Source organism: Micromonospora sp. NPDC050795, assembly GCF_044456785.1.
Lineage (GTDB): Bacteria > Actinomycetota > Actinomycetes > Mycobacteriales > Micromonosporaceae > Micromonospora.
This window is the reverse complement of sequence record NZ_JBITGE010000005.1, coordinates 89032-108115: the sequence shown is the minus strand read 5'-3', so window position 1 is coordinate 108115 and position 19084 is coordinate 89032. Positions and strand designations below refer to the sequence as shown.

Here is a 19084-nt window from a genome sequence, read left to right as displayed (position 1 = left end):
GCTGATCACAGCGTCGTCTCGCCGTTGAGGCCGAAGAAGTCGTGCCATCTGGTGGCACCGAGGAAGCCGGTGCCGGTGGACAGCGCGACGTGGACATCGTTGGTGGCGCCCTTGGTGAAGACGATGAGGTCGTCGGTGCCGTCACCGTTGGCGTCGCCGAGATAGGGGAACTCGCCGGCCAGGCAGAAGAAGTCGTGCCATTTCACTGTGGTCCCGGCGAAGCCGGTGCCGGTGGAGGTGGCCACGTACACGTCGGCGTTGGTATCGCAGGTGAAGGTGACGATGTCGTCGCGGCCGTCGCCGTTGACGTCACCGACCCGGGGTAGTTCGGCGCCGACGGCGAACAGGTCGTGCCACTTCTGCGCGGCGCCGAAGGAGCTGCCGTTCGACAGGGCGACGATGACGTAGCTGGCGCTGGCCGGGCCCTGGGTGAAGGTGATGAGGTCGTCGGTGCCGTCACCGTTGACGTCACCGAGCGCGGGGAACTCGCCGAACGGGCTGAAGAACTCGTGCCACTTGAGGCCGGGACCGAAGCCGGTGCCGGTGGAGAGCGCGACGTACACGTCACCGGCGGGGTTGTGGGTGAATGCCACGATGTCGTCGCGCCCGTCGCCGTTGACGTCGCCGACCGCGCCGATCTCCGCACCTGGGGCGAACCAGTCGTGCCACCTGAGGCCCGCACCGAACGAGGTGCCCGTGGACAGCGCGACGTAGACGTCGCCGGTGTTGCTGTGCGCGAAGGTGACGACGTCGTCGCGGCCGTCGCCGTTGACGTCGCCGGTGGAGGCGGTCTCGCCGCCGAGGGAGAAGAAGTCGTTCCACCTCGCCGAGGTGCCGGTGTAGGAGCTGCCGGTGGACGTGCCCACGTAGACGTCGGCGAGGGCGTTCTGGGTGAAGGTGACGACGTCGTCCCGGCCGTCGCCGTTGACGTCGGTGGGGGAGCCACCGGCGATGGCGTGGGTTCGGGCCGCCTCGGTGAGCTGGGTCCGTGCGGTGGCGGCCGCCTGGTCGTACCGGTCGGGGAAGCCCGACCGTTGGACGCACTGCGCGACCTGACCCGCGCTGTATCCGGGGTTGTCGCGGTCGCAGACGATGGCCCGGGTGACGTACTGGGCGCTGGCGTAGACCGGGTCCATGATCTGCTCCGGAGTGCCCCACCCGTAGTCCCAGCGCTGTTGGAACACCCCGAGTGACGACTTGTCGCCACACGGGAGGTTGTTCATGTGTGACTCGACCCAGCCCGCCTCGAAGGCGGACAGCATCACCTTGTCGGTGGCGTTGTGGGCCCGGGCGACCCGGTAGACGACCAGCGTCACGGCCGGGTCGCGGTTGGCGGGGATGGAGGGGCAGGCCAGGGTGCCGACCGGGTCGGCGTGTGCTGGCGCCGCCGCGCCCGCCGCGGTGGCGGTACCGAGCGCGACCAGCAGTGCCAGGAGGGTACGTCGCACGATGCTCCTCGCGAGGTCGGGTGGTCAGCCGTTGCGTCGCACGGCTGTCTCGGACCGCAAGCCGGTTCTGGGAAGTTTGTTCAGAGCGGTGATGGCTGTCAATGTTCTGTGAAGATTTCCTTCAATGCGACGGTCCGGGCGGGCAGGCATTGACAGCGGTGCACGTCCCGGGTTTACTCGCCCACGACCGCTGTCCAACCGCCTTCGCGGCCTGGATGGATGCGACGAAGAAGGACTGTCATGGCTATGCGTCGTCGCTCGTTTCTCGGTCACGCCGCAGCACTGGGCGTGGCTGGCGTGGTCGGTGCCGCCGGCACGGTCCTGGCAACTGCCGCCCCGGCCCAGGCGGCGGTCTGGAAGAAACGGTTGACGGGCGCGGACCTGGACACCAGCAGCCGATGGCGGGTGGCCGGCACCGATCTGGGCATCCCCTACGTGCTGGAGAACGGATCCATCGGCTACCTCTTCGGCGACACCTTCGACACGCCGTGGCCCGAGGGCCCGCCAGTGCCGAACGACTGGCGGTCGCCGGTCATGTTGCGCTCCGCCGTCCACCCCGGCGCGCCGGGCGGAATCGTCTTCGACAGCGCCGCACGCGTCGCCGGCAACGGACGGGCCCCGGAGCTGATGCACAACGGCCACCACGGCATCGGCATCGACGGTCTTCCCGAGGTGACAGTCATCCCCAACGACGGCGTCAGCTTTCCGGAGACCGGCCGGCAGCTCATCTCCTACATGAGCATCGAGAACTGGAACTCCGCAGGCCCCGCCGGGCCGCAGTGGAAGTCCCGCTACGCGGGGCTGGCCTTCTCCGACAACGGCAACGACTTCATCCGTACGCCGTTGAAGTGGTGGAACAGCCCGGACAACAAGGACCCGTTCCAGATGTGGACCATGCAACGCGACGGCGAGTACGTCTACGTCTTCTCCGTCCGGTCGGGGCGGCAGGACGGTCCGATGATGCTGCGACGCGTCCGGTGGGATCGGCTGTTCTACCCCGAGTCGTACGAGGGCTGGGGCTGGAACGGCGCCAACTGGGGTTGGGGGAGGCCCTGCACACCCATCCTCACCGGTCGCTTCGGTGAACCATCGGTGCGCCGGCTGGCCGACGGGACCTGGGTGATGTCCTACCTGAACTGCCAGAACGGGTGCCTGGTCACCCGGACCGCATCCGGACCCGATCGGGCCTGGACGGCGGAGAAGGTGCAGGTGACCAGTTGGCAGGAGCCCGCGCTCTACGGCGGGTTCATCCATCCCTGGTCCAGCCGGAACGCCGACGACCTGCACCTGATGGTCTCGAAGTGGACCCGCACCCCGGACGGCCGCAGCACCGCCTACCACGTCAGCCAGTTCACCGGCTCGGTGTGACGGGGCCACCGACCGACCTCGTCCTGGCTTCTCGAGGTCAGCGCGGGTGTGGGTGCCTGGGCGGTGGGTAGGGCTGGACCATGCTGAAGCGAGCGGTGTGGCAGGGGCTGGTGGCGGGCCTGGCCGGGGCGGCGGTGATGACGGCGGCGGAGAAGATCGAACAGCGGGTGACCGGTCGACCCGACTCCTACGTTCCGGCCCGGGTTCTGGCACGGCTGACCGGCCTGCCGGAATCCTCGGGGCAGCCGTCCCGTTGGCAGAACCTGGCAATGCACTACGGCCAGGGCGTGCTGGTCGGTGTGCTGCGCAGCGTCATGGCGCAGGCCGGGTTGCGGGGCGTCTGGGCGTCGACGATGTTCACCGCGCTGCGCCTGAGCAACGATCAGATCCTGGAGAACGCCACCGGTGTGGGGGCGCCGCCGTTCACCTGGCCCCGCTCCGAGCTCGCCATCGACGTGTTGCACAAGTCCATCTACGCGTTCGCCACCGGAGCGGTGGCCGACGCGCTCGCCGCCCGCGACGGGGCGGGTCCCGGGCAGCGGCACGCGGCGCTGCGTCCCGGTCGTCACTCGGACGTCGGACCGCTGCCCCGGGCTGCCTGGGCGCGGGGTGCTTAGCTGAACGGATGATCACACCCGTTCCCCTCGGTACCTGGCCGACGCCGCTGGAGGCCGCCCCCCGGCTCGCCGCCCGGCTGGGGCTGGCCGAGCTCTGGTTCAAGCGTGACGATCTCAGCGGCCTCGGTGGGGGTGGCAACAAGATCCGTAAACTCCGGTACACCTGCGCGCAGGCGATGGCCGTCGGCGCCTCCACTGTCATCACCTCAGGGGCGCCGCAGAGCAACCACGCCCGGCTCACCGCGGCCGCCGCCGCGCGGCTCGGCCTCTCCTGCGTGCTGGTGCTCGCCGGCCCGCCTTCGGAGACCAGGCGGGGAAACCTGCTGCTCGACGAGTTCGCGGGCGCGGAGATCGTCTGGAGCCGAGACCGTCCGCCCGCCGAGGTGGCGGCGGCCGAGGGAGAGCGACGATCGGCGTACGTCATCCCGTTCGGCGGCACCTCACCCGCGTCGGTACAGGGTTACGTGGACTGTGGTCGGGAGCTGCGGGCCCAGTTGCCGGACGCCGACGGCGTCGAGGTCGTGACGGCGCTCGGGTCCGGCGGGACGATGGCCGGCCTGGTGCGGGAGTTGGGCGCGCGGCGGGTGGTCGGCGTGGACGTCGGCGCCGTGCCGGACCCACGGGCGACGGTCGCCGGGCTGCTCGCCGGCGAGATCGAGCCCGGGGAGCTGCGGATCGACGGCACCCAGGTGGGTGCGGGTTACCGCACGCTGACCGACGCCGTTCGCGACGCGCTGGAGGTGACCGCGCGTACGGAGGGGGTCTTCCTGGACCCGACATACACCGGTAGGGCGATGGCGGCGCTGCTGGCCGGCAGCTTCCCGCGCGGCGACCGGGTCGTCTTCCTGCACAGCGGCGGGCTGCCGGGGCTTTTCGGTCACCCCGAGCTGTAGGGGCGCCGGTCGGGCACGTACGGCGGTGCCCTCCGGCCGATCGCGCCGGAGGGCACCGCGTCGAGCTGTCGACGGGTCAGACGCTGGCGAAGTGCTCGCGGTGATCGCTGGCGAACTCGGCGAAGGTCCGCGGCTGCCGGCCGACGATCCGCTCGACATGGTCGTTGGTGAAGTCGCCCCACCCGGAGCCGTAGGCGACCCGGTACTCGGCGAGGACCTCGGCCGACCATTGGTCGAGGCCGGCCTGGAGCAGGCCGTCGCGTGCCTGCTGCGGGCTCTGCGGCACGTAGCGCACCGGCTGGCCGAGGGTGCGGGTGATCTCGTCGGCCGCTTGGCCGAGCGTGATGCTCTCCGGGCCGGTGGGCGTGTAGATCCTGCTCTCGTGCTGCTGTGGCGCGGCGAGGATCGCCGCCCCGGCGGCGGCGATGTCCCGTGCGTCGATCAGGCCGACCCGCGCGTCACCGAAGAGGCCGTAGAGGTGGTCACCGGCCTTGGCCGCGAGCAGGTTCTGCATGAAGTGACTCGGTCGCAGGATGGTCCAGGCAATGCCCGACTCCTGGAGCTCCGCGTCGGAGAGCGCGTGCAGGCGGCCGTTGCGGGTTGGCGCGTCGTGCGCGGCGCCGATCGCGGAGAGCCGGACGATGTGCCGCACGCCGGCCTGTCGGGCCGCCCAGACGGCGTTCATGCTCTGGCTCGGTGCCAGCGGGCCCATCGGCATCAGCAGCCAGAGCGTCGTCACACCCTCGAACGCCGGGGCCAGTGTGGTGGGGCTGTCCAGGTCGCCGACGACGTACTCGACCCCGTCGAGCCCTGGCGTACGCGACGCGTCCCGGACGAGGGCGCGAACCGGCTGCTTGCCGGCCAGCTCTCGCAGCACCTCCCGCGACACGGTGCCATTTGCCCCGGTTATCAGAATGGTCATGGTCATCCTCTCGGTCAGGCGGACCGAGGTCGGACCGCCGGTCGCCGCCAGCGACGATATAGTCCATAAGTTGTACCGTCCAATGATTGGACCAAATTATGAAGCGCAGCACACTGAAAGAGCAGGACCCCGACCTCGGGATCCTTGTCGTGCAGCTCTCCGCGCGCGTTCAGCGGGAGATCTTCCGCCGCTCGGCGGAGCAGGGATTCGACGATGTGCGGCCCCGCCACGGCGCGGTCCTCGCGTACCTGGACGCCGAGGGCACCCGCCCCGGTGAGCTGGCCCGGCTGGCCGGCCGCAACAAGCAGACGATGGGCGCGATCCTCGACGAGTTGGAACGGTTGGGTTACGTGCGGCGTACGCCCGACCCGGCCGACCGACGGGCGAAGTTGATAGTGCCGACGGATCGGGGCCTCAGCTTGATGGCGGCGTCCGACGGCTTCGTGCACCAGATCGAGCAGAACCTCGCCGACACGCTCGGCCCCGACCGGTACCGCGACTTCAGGGACGCGCTGGCGCGTGGCGTGGCCAGCCTTCCCGGGGTCGGCCAGGACACCGAGGGCTGAGCCGTGGGCATGTGTCGGCGCGCAACGGGTACGCCGACGTGGCCCCGGGGGCCGGCGGAACGCCCAGGCTGACCGCTCTCCACGCAGCCGAGGAGCACCGACATGCCAATCGCGGGGCGGGCCCGACTCACGCCGACGGTCTCCCTGGTGCTGCTGGCGTCCATCCTCGTGTCGTTCCTGGCCGCGTCGGCGGCTCCGACCCCGCTCTACGGTACGTACCAGGAACGCTGGCACTTCTCGCCTGTCACCACCACGATTGTGTTTGCCGTCTACGCCCTCGCGGTGCTCGCGTCGCTGCTCACCTTCGGCAAGTTGTCCGACCACGTCGGTCGGCGGCCGGTGCTGGGCGTCGCGATCGCGGTGCAGATGCTCGCGCTTGTCGTCTTCATCTTCGCCAACGGCGTTGCGTCCCTGCTGGTCGCCCGCCTCGTGCAGGGGCTGGCGGCCGGGGCCGCCACCGGTGCCGTGGGCGCCGCCATGCTCGACATCGACCGTGGACGTGGCACGCTGGCGAACTCTCTCGCCCCCGGTATCGGAACCGGAAGCGGCGCCCTGCTCTCGGCGTTGCTCATCCAGTTCCTGCCCGCGCCGACGCGACTGGTGTACGTCGTGCTGCTCGTCGTCCTGCTGATCCAGGCCGTCGGAGTCGCGCTGATGCCGGAGACGGTGAGCCCGATGGGCGGGGCCCGCCGCAGCCTCCGGCCGGACATCGCTCTGCCCCGTCCGGTGCGCAGGCCGGTCCTGGTCGTGGTGCCGGTGCTCTTCGCGGTCTGGGCCTTGGCCGGGTTCTTCGGCGCGCTCGGCCCAGCGCTCGTCCGCAGTCTCATGAGCACGTCCATCGTGATCGGTGGCCTCGTCCTCTTCGTCTTCGCCGTCTTCGGGTCGGCAGCCGTTCTGATACAGCGCAACACCGCCGCGCGGACCGTGATCCTGACCGGGATCACCGCGCTCATCCTGGGCATGGTCGTCACGTTGGTGTCGGTCATGGCGAAGTCCGTCCCGGGCTTCTTCGTCGGCCTCGCGCTCGGGGGCGTCGGCTTCGGCAGCGGCTTCCAGGGCAGTCTCAAGACGGTCATGCCGCTGGTCGAGGCTCACCAACGCGCCAGCGTGCTGTCGGTGCTCTACGTCGTCTGCTACGTCGGCTTCGGTCTCCCCACGGTGATCGCCGGCTTCCTCGTGGTCTACGCCGGCGGCCTGCCGAGGACCGCCGACGAGTACTCGGTCGCCGTCATCCTTCTCGCCGTGGTCGCCCTGTTGGGGGTGCGCAGGGCCACCAGGACGACGCCGGGCTGATGCCGGAGAGCCGGGGTCGAGCGGTAACGCAGACAGCAGCGTGATGATCAGGAAGGGAGCGGGGGATGAGCCCGAAGGTTGACCAGGGAGACGCGGGCGCGACATCGCGCATCGAGAGCCTCGACGTCAAGCTCGAGGTGATCGTCATTCCGGTGTCGGATGTCGACCGGGCGAAGGCGTTCTACGAACGGCTCGGATGGCGACTCGACCAGACGCCGCCCGGCATCGTCCAGCTGACTCCGCACGGCTCCGCGTGCTCCGTGCAGTTCGGCCCCGGGCTCACTCCGGCGGCACCCGGCTCGGCCGTGGCGTACCTGATCGTGTCCGACATCGAGGCGGCCCACGACACCCTCGTCGCCGCCGGTGTCGAGGTCGGTGACGTCTTCCACGTCAGCCCGGACGGCCCGGTCGACGGGCCGGACCCGCAGCGGCGCAGCTACTTCTCGCGTGCCACGCTGCGCGACCCGGACGGGAACACCTGGCTGATGCAGGAGATCACGACCAGGCTTCCCGGGCGCGTCGAGGGCGGCCTCACGTCGTTCGGCTCCACGAGCGACCTGGCGAGCGCGCTTCGGCGCGCGGCCGCCGCGCACGGTGAACACGAGGAACGTACGGGCGAGCATGACGACAACTGGCCCGACTGGTACGCGGCGTACATGGTCAGCGAGCAGTCGGGGGCGAAGCCGCCCGAGTGAGCTACGCCCCCGCGTAGGACCTGCTGATCGACGTACTGCCGGTGAGTCACCTGATGACTCACCGGCAGCGCCGTCTCCGCTTTCGGAGTGCGCGCCGCCACCCGCTGCGCGCTGGTCGTACAAGCGATGTACGCGGGTTGTACGCCGAGCGCCCTACCATCCCCCGGACGCGATGATCTTCGATCCAAGCGGCAGCGCCGGATTCAAGGCTGACTCGGGCGTGCCGTACCTCGTCGCCTGTGCGCGGTTCCCCGGCCGCCGGTAGGGAGGAGACCTCGATGACGAGTCCTGGTGCGGGCGGTGCGATGCCGTGACGCGGGTACGGTTTCTCGCCCTCGGCCCGCTTCACGCCGAGGTCGGCAGTGAGTGGCTCGACCTCGGGCCCGTCCGGCAACAGGCGGTCTTCGCGATCCTGCTGTTCAACGCGGACCGCGTGGTCACACCGGCGTCGATCCTGCAGGGCGTCTGGGGCGGCCAGACCCCGGCGACCGGCGCCAAGCTGATCCCGCCGTACATCTATCGCCTGCGACGCACGCTTCAGGCGGCGTGCGAAGGCCCCGACGGCCCCACGATCGACAGTTCCCGGATCGGCTACCGGCTGCGTCTCGGTTCGGCCCGCACCGACGTCGCGGACTTCGACGAGGCGGTGGAGCGGGCCGCCGTGGCCGAGGCGGCTGGCGACCTCGCCGGGGCGGCGGCGCTACTGGCCGAGGCCGAACAGAGCTGGGCGGGCGAACCATTGGCGGGCCTGACCGGCCCGTACGTGGAGAGCCGTCGACAGCACCTGCTCGAACGCCGCATCGTCTGCCTGGAACACCGGCTGGAACTGCACCTGCGGCTGGGCGACTGCCGCCGGGCGATCCCCGCGCTCACCGCGTTGCAGACGGAGTATCCGCTGCGGGAACGGCTCGCGATCATGCTGATGACCGCCCTGTACCAGACCGGCAGGCAGGGCGAGGCGATGGACCTGTTCGGGGCCTTCCGTACCCGCCTGGCGGCCGAGTTGGGCGTCGAGCCGACCCCGGCCTTGTTCGCCGCGTACACCTCGATGTTGCGGGGTGACCTGGGCCCGCCGTCGGTGCCGGGCCGTTTTCCCGAAGGACCCGCCCGGGCATGGGCGGCGACCACCACGTGATGCGCGGCGAAGCCGCGCGGTGAGGCGGAGCAGATGGACGACGGCCTTGCCCCGGTGCAGCCGGGGGACGCCAGATGGTTTCTCGGTCATTCCCTGCGGGAGCGGCTGAGCGGCGCGGCGCCGACCGGCCCCGTCGACGAGGATCTCGGCCGGACCCGGCTGAAGATGTGGCTGGACGAACCGGTTCACGTGCGGCGGCCCGACCTGGTCGCGCAGCGGCTGGCCCAGCACGAGCTCGACGAGGATGCTCTGGTCCGGGTCCTGGGCGAGCAGCCCGAGACCGTTCGGGCCCGGTTCGCCGAGGCGCCGGACTACGCCCGTCGGCTGGTCGAGGCCGCTCGGCGACATCCGGCCGCCGCGGTGGCGCCCGGGCACGGCGCGGCCGGACACGACGACAACGCGGGATTCGCGGTGCTCGTCGCGCCACTGATCGCCGCCGCACTCGAACGGTTGGGCGCGCGGGTGGCGGCGTTGGTCCACGGCCACCCGCATCTGTCGGCCGAGGCGATGACCACGCGCCTGGGCCCGGGGCCGGTCGACACCGTCAACATGCTGGTGGCCCGGACGATGGCGCTGGAACTCAACGTGCTGCGGCTCCGGGGCGAGCTGTCCGGGAGCAGCCCGCACGAGCGCTTCCACGACTTCCTCCACCGGCTGGAGCAGCCGCAGCGCGCGCTGCGCCTGCTTCGTGAATACCCGGTGCTGGCCCGGGATCTCGTGCGGGTCGTCGACAACTGGCAGGCCAGCCGGCTGGAGTTCGCCGAGCGCGTCGTCGCCGACCACGCGGAGCTGTCCGACCGGTGCGGGGGGCCGGACTCGCTCGGCGACCTGGCCGAGGTGAGCTTCGGGGCGGGGGACAACCATCGGGGCGGTCGCTCGGTGGCGGCCGTCCGCTTCGCGACCGGTGCGCGGGTGATGTACAAGCCCCGCCGCCTGCAGGTCGACGGCCACTTCCAACACCTCCTGGCCTGGCTGAACGAGCGTGGCGCGGACCCCGTGCTGCGCACGTTCTGGGTCATCGACCGTGAGGTGTACGGGTGGACCGAGTTCGTCGAGAGTGGACCCTGCGCCGACCGCGACGCACTCGGCCGGTTCTATCGGCGGCAGGGCGCCCTGCTCGCCCTGTTGCAGACCCTCGGCGCGACGGATTTCCATCTGGAGAACGTGATCGCCTCCGGTGAGCACCCGATGCTCATCGACCTGGAAGCGATGCTGCACAACTGGCAGTGGGAACGACCGGTCGGCGACCAGGCGGGCTACCTGCAGAGCGTCGGGGTCGAGTTGATGAGCAGGTCCGTCGTCACGGTGGGGCTGCTGCCGGCACCGGTGGTCTGGACCGAGGGCAACCAGGTCAACCAGTTCGACATGAGCGGGATGTCCGGGGCCGGCGGGCAGTTGACCGCCCGACCCGTCACGGTCTGGGACGGGTTCGGCACCGACGAGATGCGCCTGGACCGGCGGCGGGTGCTGCTGCCCGGCTCGGGGAACCTGCCCGCCCTGGGCGAGCAGCGCCCGGACGTGACGGAGTTCGCGCCCGAGATCGGCGACGGATACCGCACGCTCTACCGGATCCTGCTCCGACACCGCGACGAGCTGCTGGGCCCGTCCGGCCCGTTGGCCGCGTTCGCGCACGACGAGGTGCGGGTGGTCCTGCGCGCCACCGAGTCGTACGTGCGGTTGCTCGCCGAGACCCAGCACCCGGACCTGCTGCGGGACGCCTTGGACCGCGACCGGTACCTCGAGAACCTGTGGGCGGGGCACGAGCACCGCGAGCACCGCGACGCGCTCATCGCCGCGGAGCTGGCCCAGATGTACGCCGGCGATGTGCCGATCTTCGTGACCACACCCTCGTCGACGGACCTCACCGGTGGAGACGGCACAGTGGTGGCGGGGGTACTACGCCGTACCGGCCTGGACGCGGTCCACGACCGACTGGTGGGCATGTCCGAGGAGCACCTGGCCCAGCAGGGCTGGATCATCGAAGCCTCGCTCACCGCGCTGATCATGGGGGACCCGTCGCGGTGGCGTCCACCGAGCCGGACGGAGGCGGTGCGGCCGCTGCCGGTCGTACCCGGGAAGGCCGTGCCGTCGACTGTTGTGCCCGCGTCGGTCGCACCTGAGCGGTTCGTCGACGCGGCACGCGTCATCGGGGACCGCCTGCTGGCGACAGCGCTGACCGAGGACGACAGGATCTGCTGGCTGGGCCTGAGCCTGATCGCCGACAAGGTCTGGATGCTCGGCCCGAGCGCCATGGACCTCTACAACGGGATCAGCGGCATAGCGCTGTTCCTCGCCCGGCTGGCTGACGTCACCGGTGACGCGGCCTACCGGCAGGCCGCCGACCGGGCCGCCACGATGATGCTCCGCGAGGCGCAGAGCTGGCTCGCCGACCCGGCCGGAACCGCCGGCGTCGGCGGCTTCGACCACCTGGGCGGCTCGGTGTACGCCCTGAGCCACCTCACCGCCGTCCTGAACCGCGAAGACCTGGTCGACACCGCCGTGAGCCTCGCCGCGTCGATGGTCACGCACGCCACCGAGGGCCGCGAGTACGACATCATCAACGGCAGCGCCGGTGGGCTGCTGGCCCTGCTGTCGCTGCACCGGGTCACCGGTGACGCCGGCCTGCTCGACGGTGCCCGAACGCTGGCCCGACACGTGCGCGACGGCGCGCGGCCGGTCGGCGACGGGGTCGGCTGGTCCGGCGCCCTCTACGCCGATGCGCCCCTGGCGGGGTTCTCCCACGGCGCGTCCGGTATCGCTGCCGCACTGGCCCGATGGGACCGGTACGCCGGGACGCGCGAGCATCGCGACACTGTGGACGCGGCGCTGCGCTACGAGCGCACCCTGTACGACGAAAGAATCCGCAACTGGCGCGACCTACGACCGGACACGCCAGAGGGCGACTCCATGGTCGCCTGGTGCCACGGCGCGGCCGGCGTCGCGATGGCCCGCGCCGAGCTTCTGGGCTACGCCACCGACGACAGGTTGCTGCGCGACGACCTGCGGCGTGCGCTGACGACGACGCTCGACCCGGGCGCACTGCTGCACAACCACTCGATCTGCCATGGGGACCTCGGTAACGCCGAGGCGGCGCTCGCCGCCGCGCGAGCCCTCGGTGACGACGGGGCGGCCCAGCGTGCCGCCGCGACCGCGGCGGCAGCCGTCACGGACATCGAGAACCGTGAGTGGCGGTGCGGCGTGCCCAGGGGCGTGGAGACTCCCGGGCTGATGAGCGGCCTGGCCGGTATCGGGTACGCGCTCCTGCGCTGGGCCGATCCGGTGGGTGTGCCGTCGGTGCTGCTGCTGGAGCCACCTGCCGACCATCGCGGTGCCATCGATCTGCCATAGCGCGGTCCTACGTTTCCGCCCGTGGATCCGATCCACGTATGGCTCCACACCACCTAAAGATCGGAGTTGCACATGGACTACATCAGGGCGTGGAAGGACCCGGTCTACCGGGCGTCCCTCAGCGCCGAGGAGCGGGCCACCCTGCCGGCCAACCCGGCCGGCTTCGTCGAGCTGAACGACCAGGAGCTCGACGGCGCCGACGGCGGCACGCTCACCCCGACCCCCACGATCACGATGGTGACCGGGGCGGCGGGCTGCTTCAGCTTCAACGGCACCTTCTGCAACGGCACCTGCGCGGCGTTCACCGTCGGCTGCTGCGGCTGATCGATCCACCTCGGCGGTGAGCGCGGACGGTCCGTACAGCTGCGTTCTCCCGCCAGCACATACCGAATCACCTGAGGAGAGCCCTTCATGAACATCGTGCAAGCCTGGAAGGACCCCGAGTACCGGGCGAGCCTCTCCGCCGAGCAGTTGGCCGCGCTGCCGGAGCACCCCTGCGGCGTGGTCGAGCTCGGCGACGACGTCCTCGCACACATCGCGGGCGCACGCACCGAGGGCCTCTGGACCCTCGGTTGCTGCGGTGGCTTCACCGCCCGGGAGACCCCGTGCGGTTCCTGTGGCGCGACGTGCGGCGGGACCACCTGTGGCACGTGCCAGACGCAGTCGACCTGCGGTCTGTGCACCGCCTGATCCACGCGTTGAACCGGCGGTGCCCGGACACGTGAGTGTCCGGGCACCGTCCCCCGCGAGACCCGACCGCTGCGCGAGAGAGAGCACCCCCGATGACGCAGTCGCACCTGCCCGGCCACGACCCGGTGGACGTTTCGAACCCCTGCTGGTACCTGGCGTACTCCCTGCCGGAGAGGCTCGGCGGGGCGGCGCCGGCCGGCTCGGTGGACGAGGACCGGGGGCGGCTCCGGCTCGATCGGTGGAAGAACGAACCGGTCTTCGCCGGTGACACGGACCTGTTCGAGAGCTGGCTCGACGCGCTCGACCTGGACGAGCCGACGCTGACCAGGGTGCTGGGCGAGACGCCAGAGACGGTCCGCGGCCGCTTCGCCGACATCCCGGACTACGTGCGCACCATCGCGCGCGCCTGGCGCGACCACCGACCGGGCGAGACCGCCGACGCCGACCACCACGGGCATGACCACGGCAACGACCACGACCACGACCACGACCACCACCACGAGCCGCACCCGCACGCCGCGTTCGTCGAACTGGTGCGCCCGCTGGTGGACGACGGCGTCCGCCGGGTACGCGAGGCGGTGCACGCGGCCTGCGCGGGCTCGCCGGGCACGCACATCGACGCCGACCTGCTCGCCGACCAACTCTGCGAGCCGCCCTACGGGGCGATCAACCTGCTCGTCGGCCGGGTGCTCGTGCTGGAACTCAATGTCCTGCGGTTGCAGGGGCAGTTGGAGGGGGAGACCTCGCAGCAGCGCTTCCAGGACTTCGCCCGGCGGCTGCGCGACCCGAAGTACACGCTCGACGTCCTGATGGAGTACCCGGTGCTGGCCCGGGACGCGACCATCCTCATCGACAACTGGGTGGACGCCAGGGTCGAGTTCGCCCAGCGTCTCAGCGCGGACGCGGCGGAGCTGACCGCCCGGCTGGGCGACCCGGCGGAGCTGGGCAGCGTGACCGAGGTGTCGTTCGGCGCCGGTGACTCCCATCGCGGTGGCCGCTCGGTCGGGTTCGTCCGCTTCGCCAACGGCGCCCGCGCCGTCTACAAGCCCCGAGGACTGCAGGTCGAGCTGCACTTCCAGCAACTGCTGGACTGGCTCAACACGCGCGGCGCGCAACCGTCGCTGCGCACCATGTGGGTGCTCGACCGCGGTGACTACGGCTGGTCGGAGTTCGTCACCGCCGGGCCCTGCGCCGATCACGACGCGTTGCGCCGCTTCTACACCCGACAGGGCAGCTACCTGGCGTTGCTGCACAGCCTCGCGGCAGTCGACTTCCACCTGGAGAACATCATCGCCGCCGGCGAGCACCCGATGCTGGTCGACCTGGAAGCCCTCTTCCACCCGCAGGGTGAGCAGACCGACCAGCAGATCGGCGTCTCGGCGGAGTCTTTCCGCACGATGCGGGAGTCGGTCCTGGAGGTCGGGCTTCTGCCCCGGCCCATCATCTACCAGGACGACGACGGCGTCGGCGGTGTCGACTTCAGCGGCCTGGCCGGCACCGCCGGGCAGCTCACGCCCACCCCGGTCGCCACCTGGGAGGAGTCCGGCACCGACGAGATGCGCCTGGTCCGCAAACGGATCGAGATGGGCGGGGGGCAGAACCTTCCCAGCCTGAGCGACGCGGCACATCACACCCTCGACTTCAGCGCCGACATCATGGCCGGGTTCGAACAGACCTACCGGCTGCTGCACCGCCACCGCGACGAGCTGCTGGCACCCGGCGGGCCGGTGGCCGCGTTCGCCGGTGACGAGGTACGCGTGATCCTGCGCGCCACCCGCACCTACGGCAAGCTGCTGCAGGAGAGCCGCCACCCCGACCTGCTGCGCAACGCGCTGGACCGGGAGCGGTTCTTCAGCTTCCTCTGGTTGCAGGAGGAGTGGCCCGGGGCCGAGGCCCGGATCGCCACCGCCGAGCAGGCGCAGCTGAGCCGCGGAGATATCCCCTTCTTCAGCACGACACCCGCCTCGCACGACTTCGTCGCCGGAGACGGAACTGTCGTCGCCGGGGTGCTGCCCACCAGCGGTCTGGAGCGGTCGCGGCAGCGCCTCCACGCCCTCTCCGAAACGCACCTGGCCCAGCAGACCTGGATCCTGCGCAGCTCGCTCGCGGCGCTGACGATGGGTGTGGAGAGTCAGGGGCAGTGGTCGGAGTACCAGGTCACCGCCGCCACGGTTCCCGCCGACGTGGACCGCTTCATCGCCGCCGCGTGCGCCGCCGGCGACCGGCTGCTGCTGTCGGCCGACACCGGCGAGGACTCGATCGCCTGGCTCGGGCACACCCTGGTGGCTGACAAGATCTGGCAGCTCGGCCCGGTCGGGATCGACCTCTACAGCGGGCTGTCCGGAATCGCGCTCTTCCTCGGTTACCTCGGCGAGGTCAGCGGCGAGCAGCGCTTCCGCGGCGCGGCCGAGGTCGCCGCCGGCATGCTGGTACGTCAGATCGACCTGCTCGACGAGACGCCGACGGAGAGCCTGGAGAACTTCACCGTCGGCGCCTTCAATGAGCTGGGCGGGCCGCTGTACGCGTTGAGTCACCTGGGCGCCCTGTGGCAGCGCGACGACCTGTTGGACGCAGCCGGGCGCATCGTGCCCGTCCTGCTGCACCTCGCGCCGCAGGACGAGGCGTACGACGTGATCAGCGGCGCGGCCGGAGCGATCCTCGCGCTGCTGGCGTTGCACGCGGCGCGACCGTCGGAGCCGGTCCTCGACGCGGCCCGCACGTTCGCCCGGATCCTGGCGGACAAGGCCGAGCCGGCCGGCGACGGGGTCGGCTGGGCGGGCGCGGTGAACCCGAGTCGGCCGCTGGCGGGTTTCTCCCACGGTGGTTCCGGCATCGCGGTCGCCCTGGCCCGGCTGGACCGGGCCCTCGGCAACCGCGATCACCTGCCGCTGGTCGAGGGGGCGATGCGCTACGAACGTTCGGCCTTCGACCCGGAGCACATGTGCTGGCTCGACCTGCGCGACACCACGCCGGAGCGGTACTCCATGGTCGCCTGGTGCCACGGCGGGCCCGGCATCGCGCTCGCCCGCGCCGACCTGGCCGGCTACGTCGACGACCACGAGCTGCTCGACCGCGACCTCTCCGACGCCAGCACGGGCATGCTCCGGTTCGGCCTGACCGGCGAGGTCATCACCGGCACCGGTAACCACAGCATCTGCCACGGCGACCTCGGTAACGTCGAGGCCCTGCTGGCCGCCGCCCGGGTCCGCGGCGACGAGGACGCCGCCCGGCAGGCCGAGCTGGTGGCCGCCAGCATCCTGGACTACATCGACCGGGACGGTTGGCTGTGTGGGGTTCCGCTCGGCGCGGAGACTCCCGGCCTGATGAGCGGCATCGCCGGCATCGGCTACAACCTGCTGCGCCTGGCCTTGCCGGAGCGGGTCCCGTCGGTCCTGCTGGTCGAGCCTCCGATCTCGGCGGCGGGAGGTGACGCGCATGGCTGAGCAGCAGGTCTGGCCGTACCGCCCGCAGGCGTTGGCGACCTACCGCGGTGGCGTGCACGACGGCACCGCACGCAGCCCGATCCGGTCCTCCGGGCGGCCGCTGGTGGCGCTCGCCGTACTGCTGTTGATCGGCCTGGGCTTCGCGGCGGTGATGCGGGTGCCGCGCACTGTCGACGGCGCCGCGATCGGTGCCGACGGCTCGAATCTGGTCTCCATGTTCGCCGGACGCCTCGACCCCGAGCCGGCGCAGGGCACGGAGGTCACACTGGTCCAGGAGGGCGGACGGGCGACGCTGCGGGTCGTGCGGGCCGAGGTCGTCGTCGACGACGCCTCAGCTCGGCGCTGGAACATCCCGGCGGAGGTGGCCAAGCCGGTCACCGTCGTCCTGCTCTCCGGCGAGACGAAGCAGACCTTCGGCCGGCTCAGTCTCGTGGTCGCCAACCCCACCCTGCTGGAGTTGGTGCCGGGCGTCGAGAGGATGCTCCGATGACGCCGAGTTGGCTGCGACCGCGCCGCCGAGTGCCGATCATGCTTCAGATGAGCGCCACCGAATGTGGCGCCGCGTGCCTGGCCATGGTCTTCAGTTCCTACCGGCGGTGGACCTCGGTCGCCGAGTGCCGCGAGCAGTTGGGTATCGGCCGCGACGGTGCCACGGCGTTGCAGATGACCCAACTCGCCCGCCGCACGGGCATGCAGGCCCGAGGTGTCAGCGTCGATCTCGACGGACTGCCGCAGCTGCGGTTGCCGGCGATAGTGCACTGGAACTTCCGGCACTATCTGGTGCTGGAGCGGTGGGACCGACGGGGTGCCGTCGTCGTCGACCCGGGGATGGGCCGGCGGCGGATGAGTCGCGAGGAGTTCGGCGAGGGATTTACCGGCATCGCCATCGAACTCACCCCCGGTGAGGAGTTCGAGCGTCGCCCCAGCCCGGGACGGCTGGCCTCGTTGCGGTTCGCCCGCAGCATGCTGACCTTCTCCCGTCCGCTGCTCGGCCTGGTCCTGGTCGTCTCGCTGCTGCTCCAACTGGCGGTCCTGCTGCCGGCACTGATCACCAAGTTCGCTGTCGACACGGTGATCGGGCAGGGGCAGGTCGAAGCCCTGACCGTCCTCGGCCTCGGCATGCTCCTGTTGTTGGCCACCCAGGGCGTGGGCACCTACGCCCGAGGTGTCGCTCTCAACGTGTTGCACGCCCGCATGGACGACACCATGATGCGGCGCTTCTTCGACCACCTGCTCGCCCTGCCGTACTCGTACTTCCAACTCCGCAGCAGCGGCGACCTGCTGATGCGGATGTCCAGCAACACCGTCATCCGGGACCTGGTCACCAGCCAGACGATGTCGCTCGTCCTCGACGGACTGTTCGTCGTCGTCTACATCGGAATGCTGCTGGCGTTCACACCGCTCTACGCCTGGCTGGTGCTGGGCCTGGGTCTGCTGCAACTCGGTGCGATCGTGGCGACGTACCGGGCCATGCGGGAACGCACGCACCGGGACATCGCCGCGCAGGCCGAGGAGCAGAACTACGCGGTCGAGGTGCTGGCCGGCGCCGAATCGGTGAAGGCGATGGGCGCCGAGCAGCAGGTCCTCGGCCGCTGGTCCGGGCTGTTCCAGACCCGGCAGTTCGCCTCGCTGCACCGCCGTCAGCTGGAGACCGGGTTGGAGGCGACGCTCGGGGTGTTCCGAATGGGCTCGCCGCTGCTCCTGCTGTGGGTCGGCGCGCACCAGGTCGTCGCCGGGGCGATGTCGCTGGGCACCATGCTGGCGCTCAACGCCCTCGCCGCGGCCGTGCTCACCCCGCTGATGGGCCTGGTCAACACGGCCCGTCAACTACAGACGGTCGGCACCCACCTCGAACGGATCCGGGACGTGATGGACGAGGCCGTCGAGCAGGACCGTTCCACGTCCCAGCCACCGGGCCGCATCTCCGGGCAGGTGACGCTGAGCGGAGTCGGCATGCGTTACAGCGCCAACGCCGCCTGGGCCGTACGCGGGGTCGACCTCTCCATTCCGGCCGGCGCGAAGGTGGCGCTGGTCGGACGGACCGGTTCGGGTAAGACGACGCTCGCCAAGACGATCATCGGGCTGTACGTGCCCAGCGAGGGCGAGGTCCGCTTCGGCGGGCGCCTGCTGCAGGACCTCGACTTCCGCGAGCTGCGACGCTGGTGTGGCATGGTCACCCAGGAGCCCGCCCTGTTCGCCGGATCCGTCCGCGACAACATCACCCTCGGGCACCCGTCGGCGACCTACGACGAGGTCGTCCTCGCCGCCGAGCGCGCGCAGATCCACGACGAGATCATGGCGATGCCGATGGCGTACGAGACACGACTCACCGAGGGCGGTGGAGGGCTCTCCGGCGGCCAGCGGCAACGGCTGGCCCTGGCCCGCGCCCTCGTGCACAACCCGCCGCTGCTCCTGCTCGACGAGGCGACCAGCCACCTGGACGTGGTCACCGAGCGTCGGGTGGACGAGGTTCTCTCGGCGTTGTCGTGCACCAGGATCGTCATCGCGCACCGGTTGAGCACGGTGCTCAACGCGGACCTGATCGGTGTGATGGAGGAGGGCTCCCTGGTGGAGCAGGGCACGCACGACGAGCTGATCGCGCACGGGCGTCACTACGAGGCGCTGATCCGCGACCAGCTCCAGACGGCCCGGCCGCTGTAGCCGGG

General features: G+C 70.8%; 15 protein-coding genes. 13 read left to right on the top strand and 2 right to left on the bottom strand.

Annotated features, from left to right (window positions below; all coding sequences use genetic code 11):
• Nucleotides 1-5: 5 nt before the first annotated feature.
• Nucleotides 6-1448 (bottom strand): FG-GAP repeat domain-containing protein, encoded by a 1443-nt coding sequence (locus tag ACIBEF_RS06545; RefSeq protein WP_396791750.1) that lies wholly within the window; start codon nucleotides 1446-1448, stop codon nucleotides 6-8.
• 240 nt (nucleotides 1449-1688) lie between these two features.
• Between ACIBEF_RS06545 and ACIBEF_RS06540 the strand changes: the two genes are divergently transcribed.
• The 3 genes from ACIBEF_RS06540 to ACIBEF_RS06530 all read left to right on the top strand — a co-directional run bounded on the left by ACIBEF_RS06540 (nucleotide 1689) and on the right by ACIBEF_RS06530 (nucleotide 4326).
• On the top strand, nucleotides 1689-2816 hold the full coding sequence (locus ACIBEF_RS06540; RefSeq protein WP_396791749.1) for a DUF4185 domain-containing protein: 1128 nt from the start codon (nucleotides 1689-1691) through the stop codon (nucleotides 2814-2816).
• A gap of 80 nt (nucleotides 2817-2896) precedes the next feature.
• The gene (locus ACIBEF_RS06535; RefSeq protein ID WP_396791748.1) at nucleotides 2897-3433 is read left to right on the top strand and encodes a hypothetical protein; all 537 of its coding nucleotides are present in this window, start codon (nucleotides 2897-2899) and stop codon (nucleotides 3431-3433) included.
• Nucleotides 3434-3441: 8 nt separating this feature from the next.
• Nucleotides 3442-4326, top strand: a complete 885-nt coding sequence (locus ACIBEF_RS06530) for a pyridoxal-phosphate dependent enzyme (RefSeq protein ID WP_396791747.1) — start codon at nucleotides 3442-3444, stop codon at nucleotides 4324-4326.
• A 76-nt stretch (nucleotides 4327-4402) separates the two neighbouring features.
• Here the strand turns inward: ACIBEF_RS06530 and ACIBEF_RS06525 are convergent, their stop codons facing one another.
• Nucleotides 4403-5248, bottom strand: coding sequence for an NAD(P)H-binding protein (locus ACIBEF_RS06525; RefSeq protein WP_396791745.1), 846 nt, complete (start codon nucleotides 5246-5248; stop codon nucleotides 4403-4405).
• A gap of 86 nt (nucleotides 5249-5334) precedes the next feature.
• Here ACIBEF_RS06525 and ACIBEF_RS06520 point away from each other — a divergent pair, with 86 nt between their 5' ends.
• The 10 genes from ACIBEF_RS06520 (at nucleotide 5335) to ACIBEF_RS06475 (ending at nucleotide 19079) form a co-directional block, all read left to right on the top strand.
• The gene (locus ACIBEF_RS06520) at nucleotides 5335-5814 is read left to right on the top strand and encodes a MarR family winged helix-turn-helix transcriptional regulator (RefSeq protein ID WP_396791744.1); all 480 of its coding nucleotides are present in this window, start codon (nucleotides 5335-5337) and stop codon (nucleotides 5812-5814) included.
• Nucleotides 5815-5916: 102 nt separating this feature from the next.
• Entirely contained in the window at nucleotides 5917-7107 is a 1191-nt protein-coding gene (locus ACIBEF_RS06515) for an MFS transporter (protein WP_396791742.1), read from the top strand.
• Between the two features lie 65 nt (nucleotides 7108-7172).
• Complete coding sequence (locus tag ACIBEF_RS06510; RefSeq protein ID WP_396791741.1) at nucleotides 7173-7802, top strand: VOC family protein; 630 nt, start codon at nucleotides 7173-7175, stop codon at nucleotides 7800-7802.
• Nucleotides 7803-8112: 310 nt separating this feature from the next.
• Nucleotides 8113-8937: a BTAD domain-containing putative transcriptional regulator gene (locus ACIBEF_RS06505; RefSeq protein ID WP_396791739.1), complete on the top strand. Its 825-nt coding sequence runs from the start codon at nucleotides 8113-8115 to the stop codon at nucleotides 8935-8937.
• 33 nt (nucleotides 8938-8970) lie between these two features.
• The gene (locus ACIBEF_RS06500) at nucleotides 8971-12285 is read left to right on the top strand and encodes a type 2 lanthipeptide synthetase LanM family protein (RefSeq protein ID WP_396791737.1); all 3315 of its coding nucleotides are present in this window, start codon (nucleotides 8971-8973) and stop codon (nucleotides 12283-12285) included.
• Between the two features lie 72 nt (nucleotides 12286-12357).
• Nucleotides 12358-12609: a mersacidin/lichenicidin family type 2 lantibiotic gene (locus ACIBEF_RS06495; protein WP_396791735.1), complete on the top strand. Its 252-nt coding sequence runs from the start codon at nucleotides 12358-12360 to the stop codon at nucleotides 12607-12609.
• 87 nt (nucleotides 12610-12696) lie between these two features.
• The gene (locus ACIBEF_RS06490) at nucleotides 12697-12975 is read left to right on the top strand and encodes a mersacidin/lichenicidin family type 2 lantibiotic (protein ID WP_091399738.1); all 279 of its coding nucleotides are present in this window, start codon (nucleotides 12697-12699) and stop codon (nucleotides 12973-12975) included.
• Nucleotides 12976-13067: 92 nt separating this feature from the next.
• Nucleotides 13068-16418 (top strand): type 2 lanthipeptide synthetase LanM family protein, encoded by a 3351-nt coding sequence (locus tag ACIBEF_RS06485; protein WP_396791732.1) that lies wholly within the window; start codon nucleotides 13068-13070, stop codon nucleotides 16416-16418.
• Complete coding sequence (locus ACIBEF_RS06480; protein ID WP_396791731.1) at nucleotides 16411-16908, top strand: hypothetical protein; 498 nt, start codon at nucleotides 16411-16413, stop codon at nucleotides 16906-16908. The genes ACIBEF_RS06485 and ACIBEF_RS06480 overlap by 8 nt, the downstream gene beginning before the upstream one ends.
• Nucleotides 16905-19079 carry a peptidase domain-containing ABC transporter gene (locus tag ACIBEF_RS06475; protein ID WP_396791729.1) on the top strand — a complete coding sequence of 725 codons (2175 nt, stop codon included), beginning with the start codon at nucleotides 16905-16907 and terminating at the stop codon, nucleotides 19077-19079. The genes ACIBEF_RS06480 and ACIBEF_RS06475 overlap by 4 nt, the downstream gene beginning before the upstream one ends.
• Nucleotides 19080-19084 lie beyond the last annotated feature (5 nt).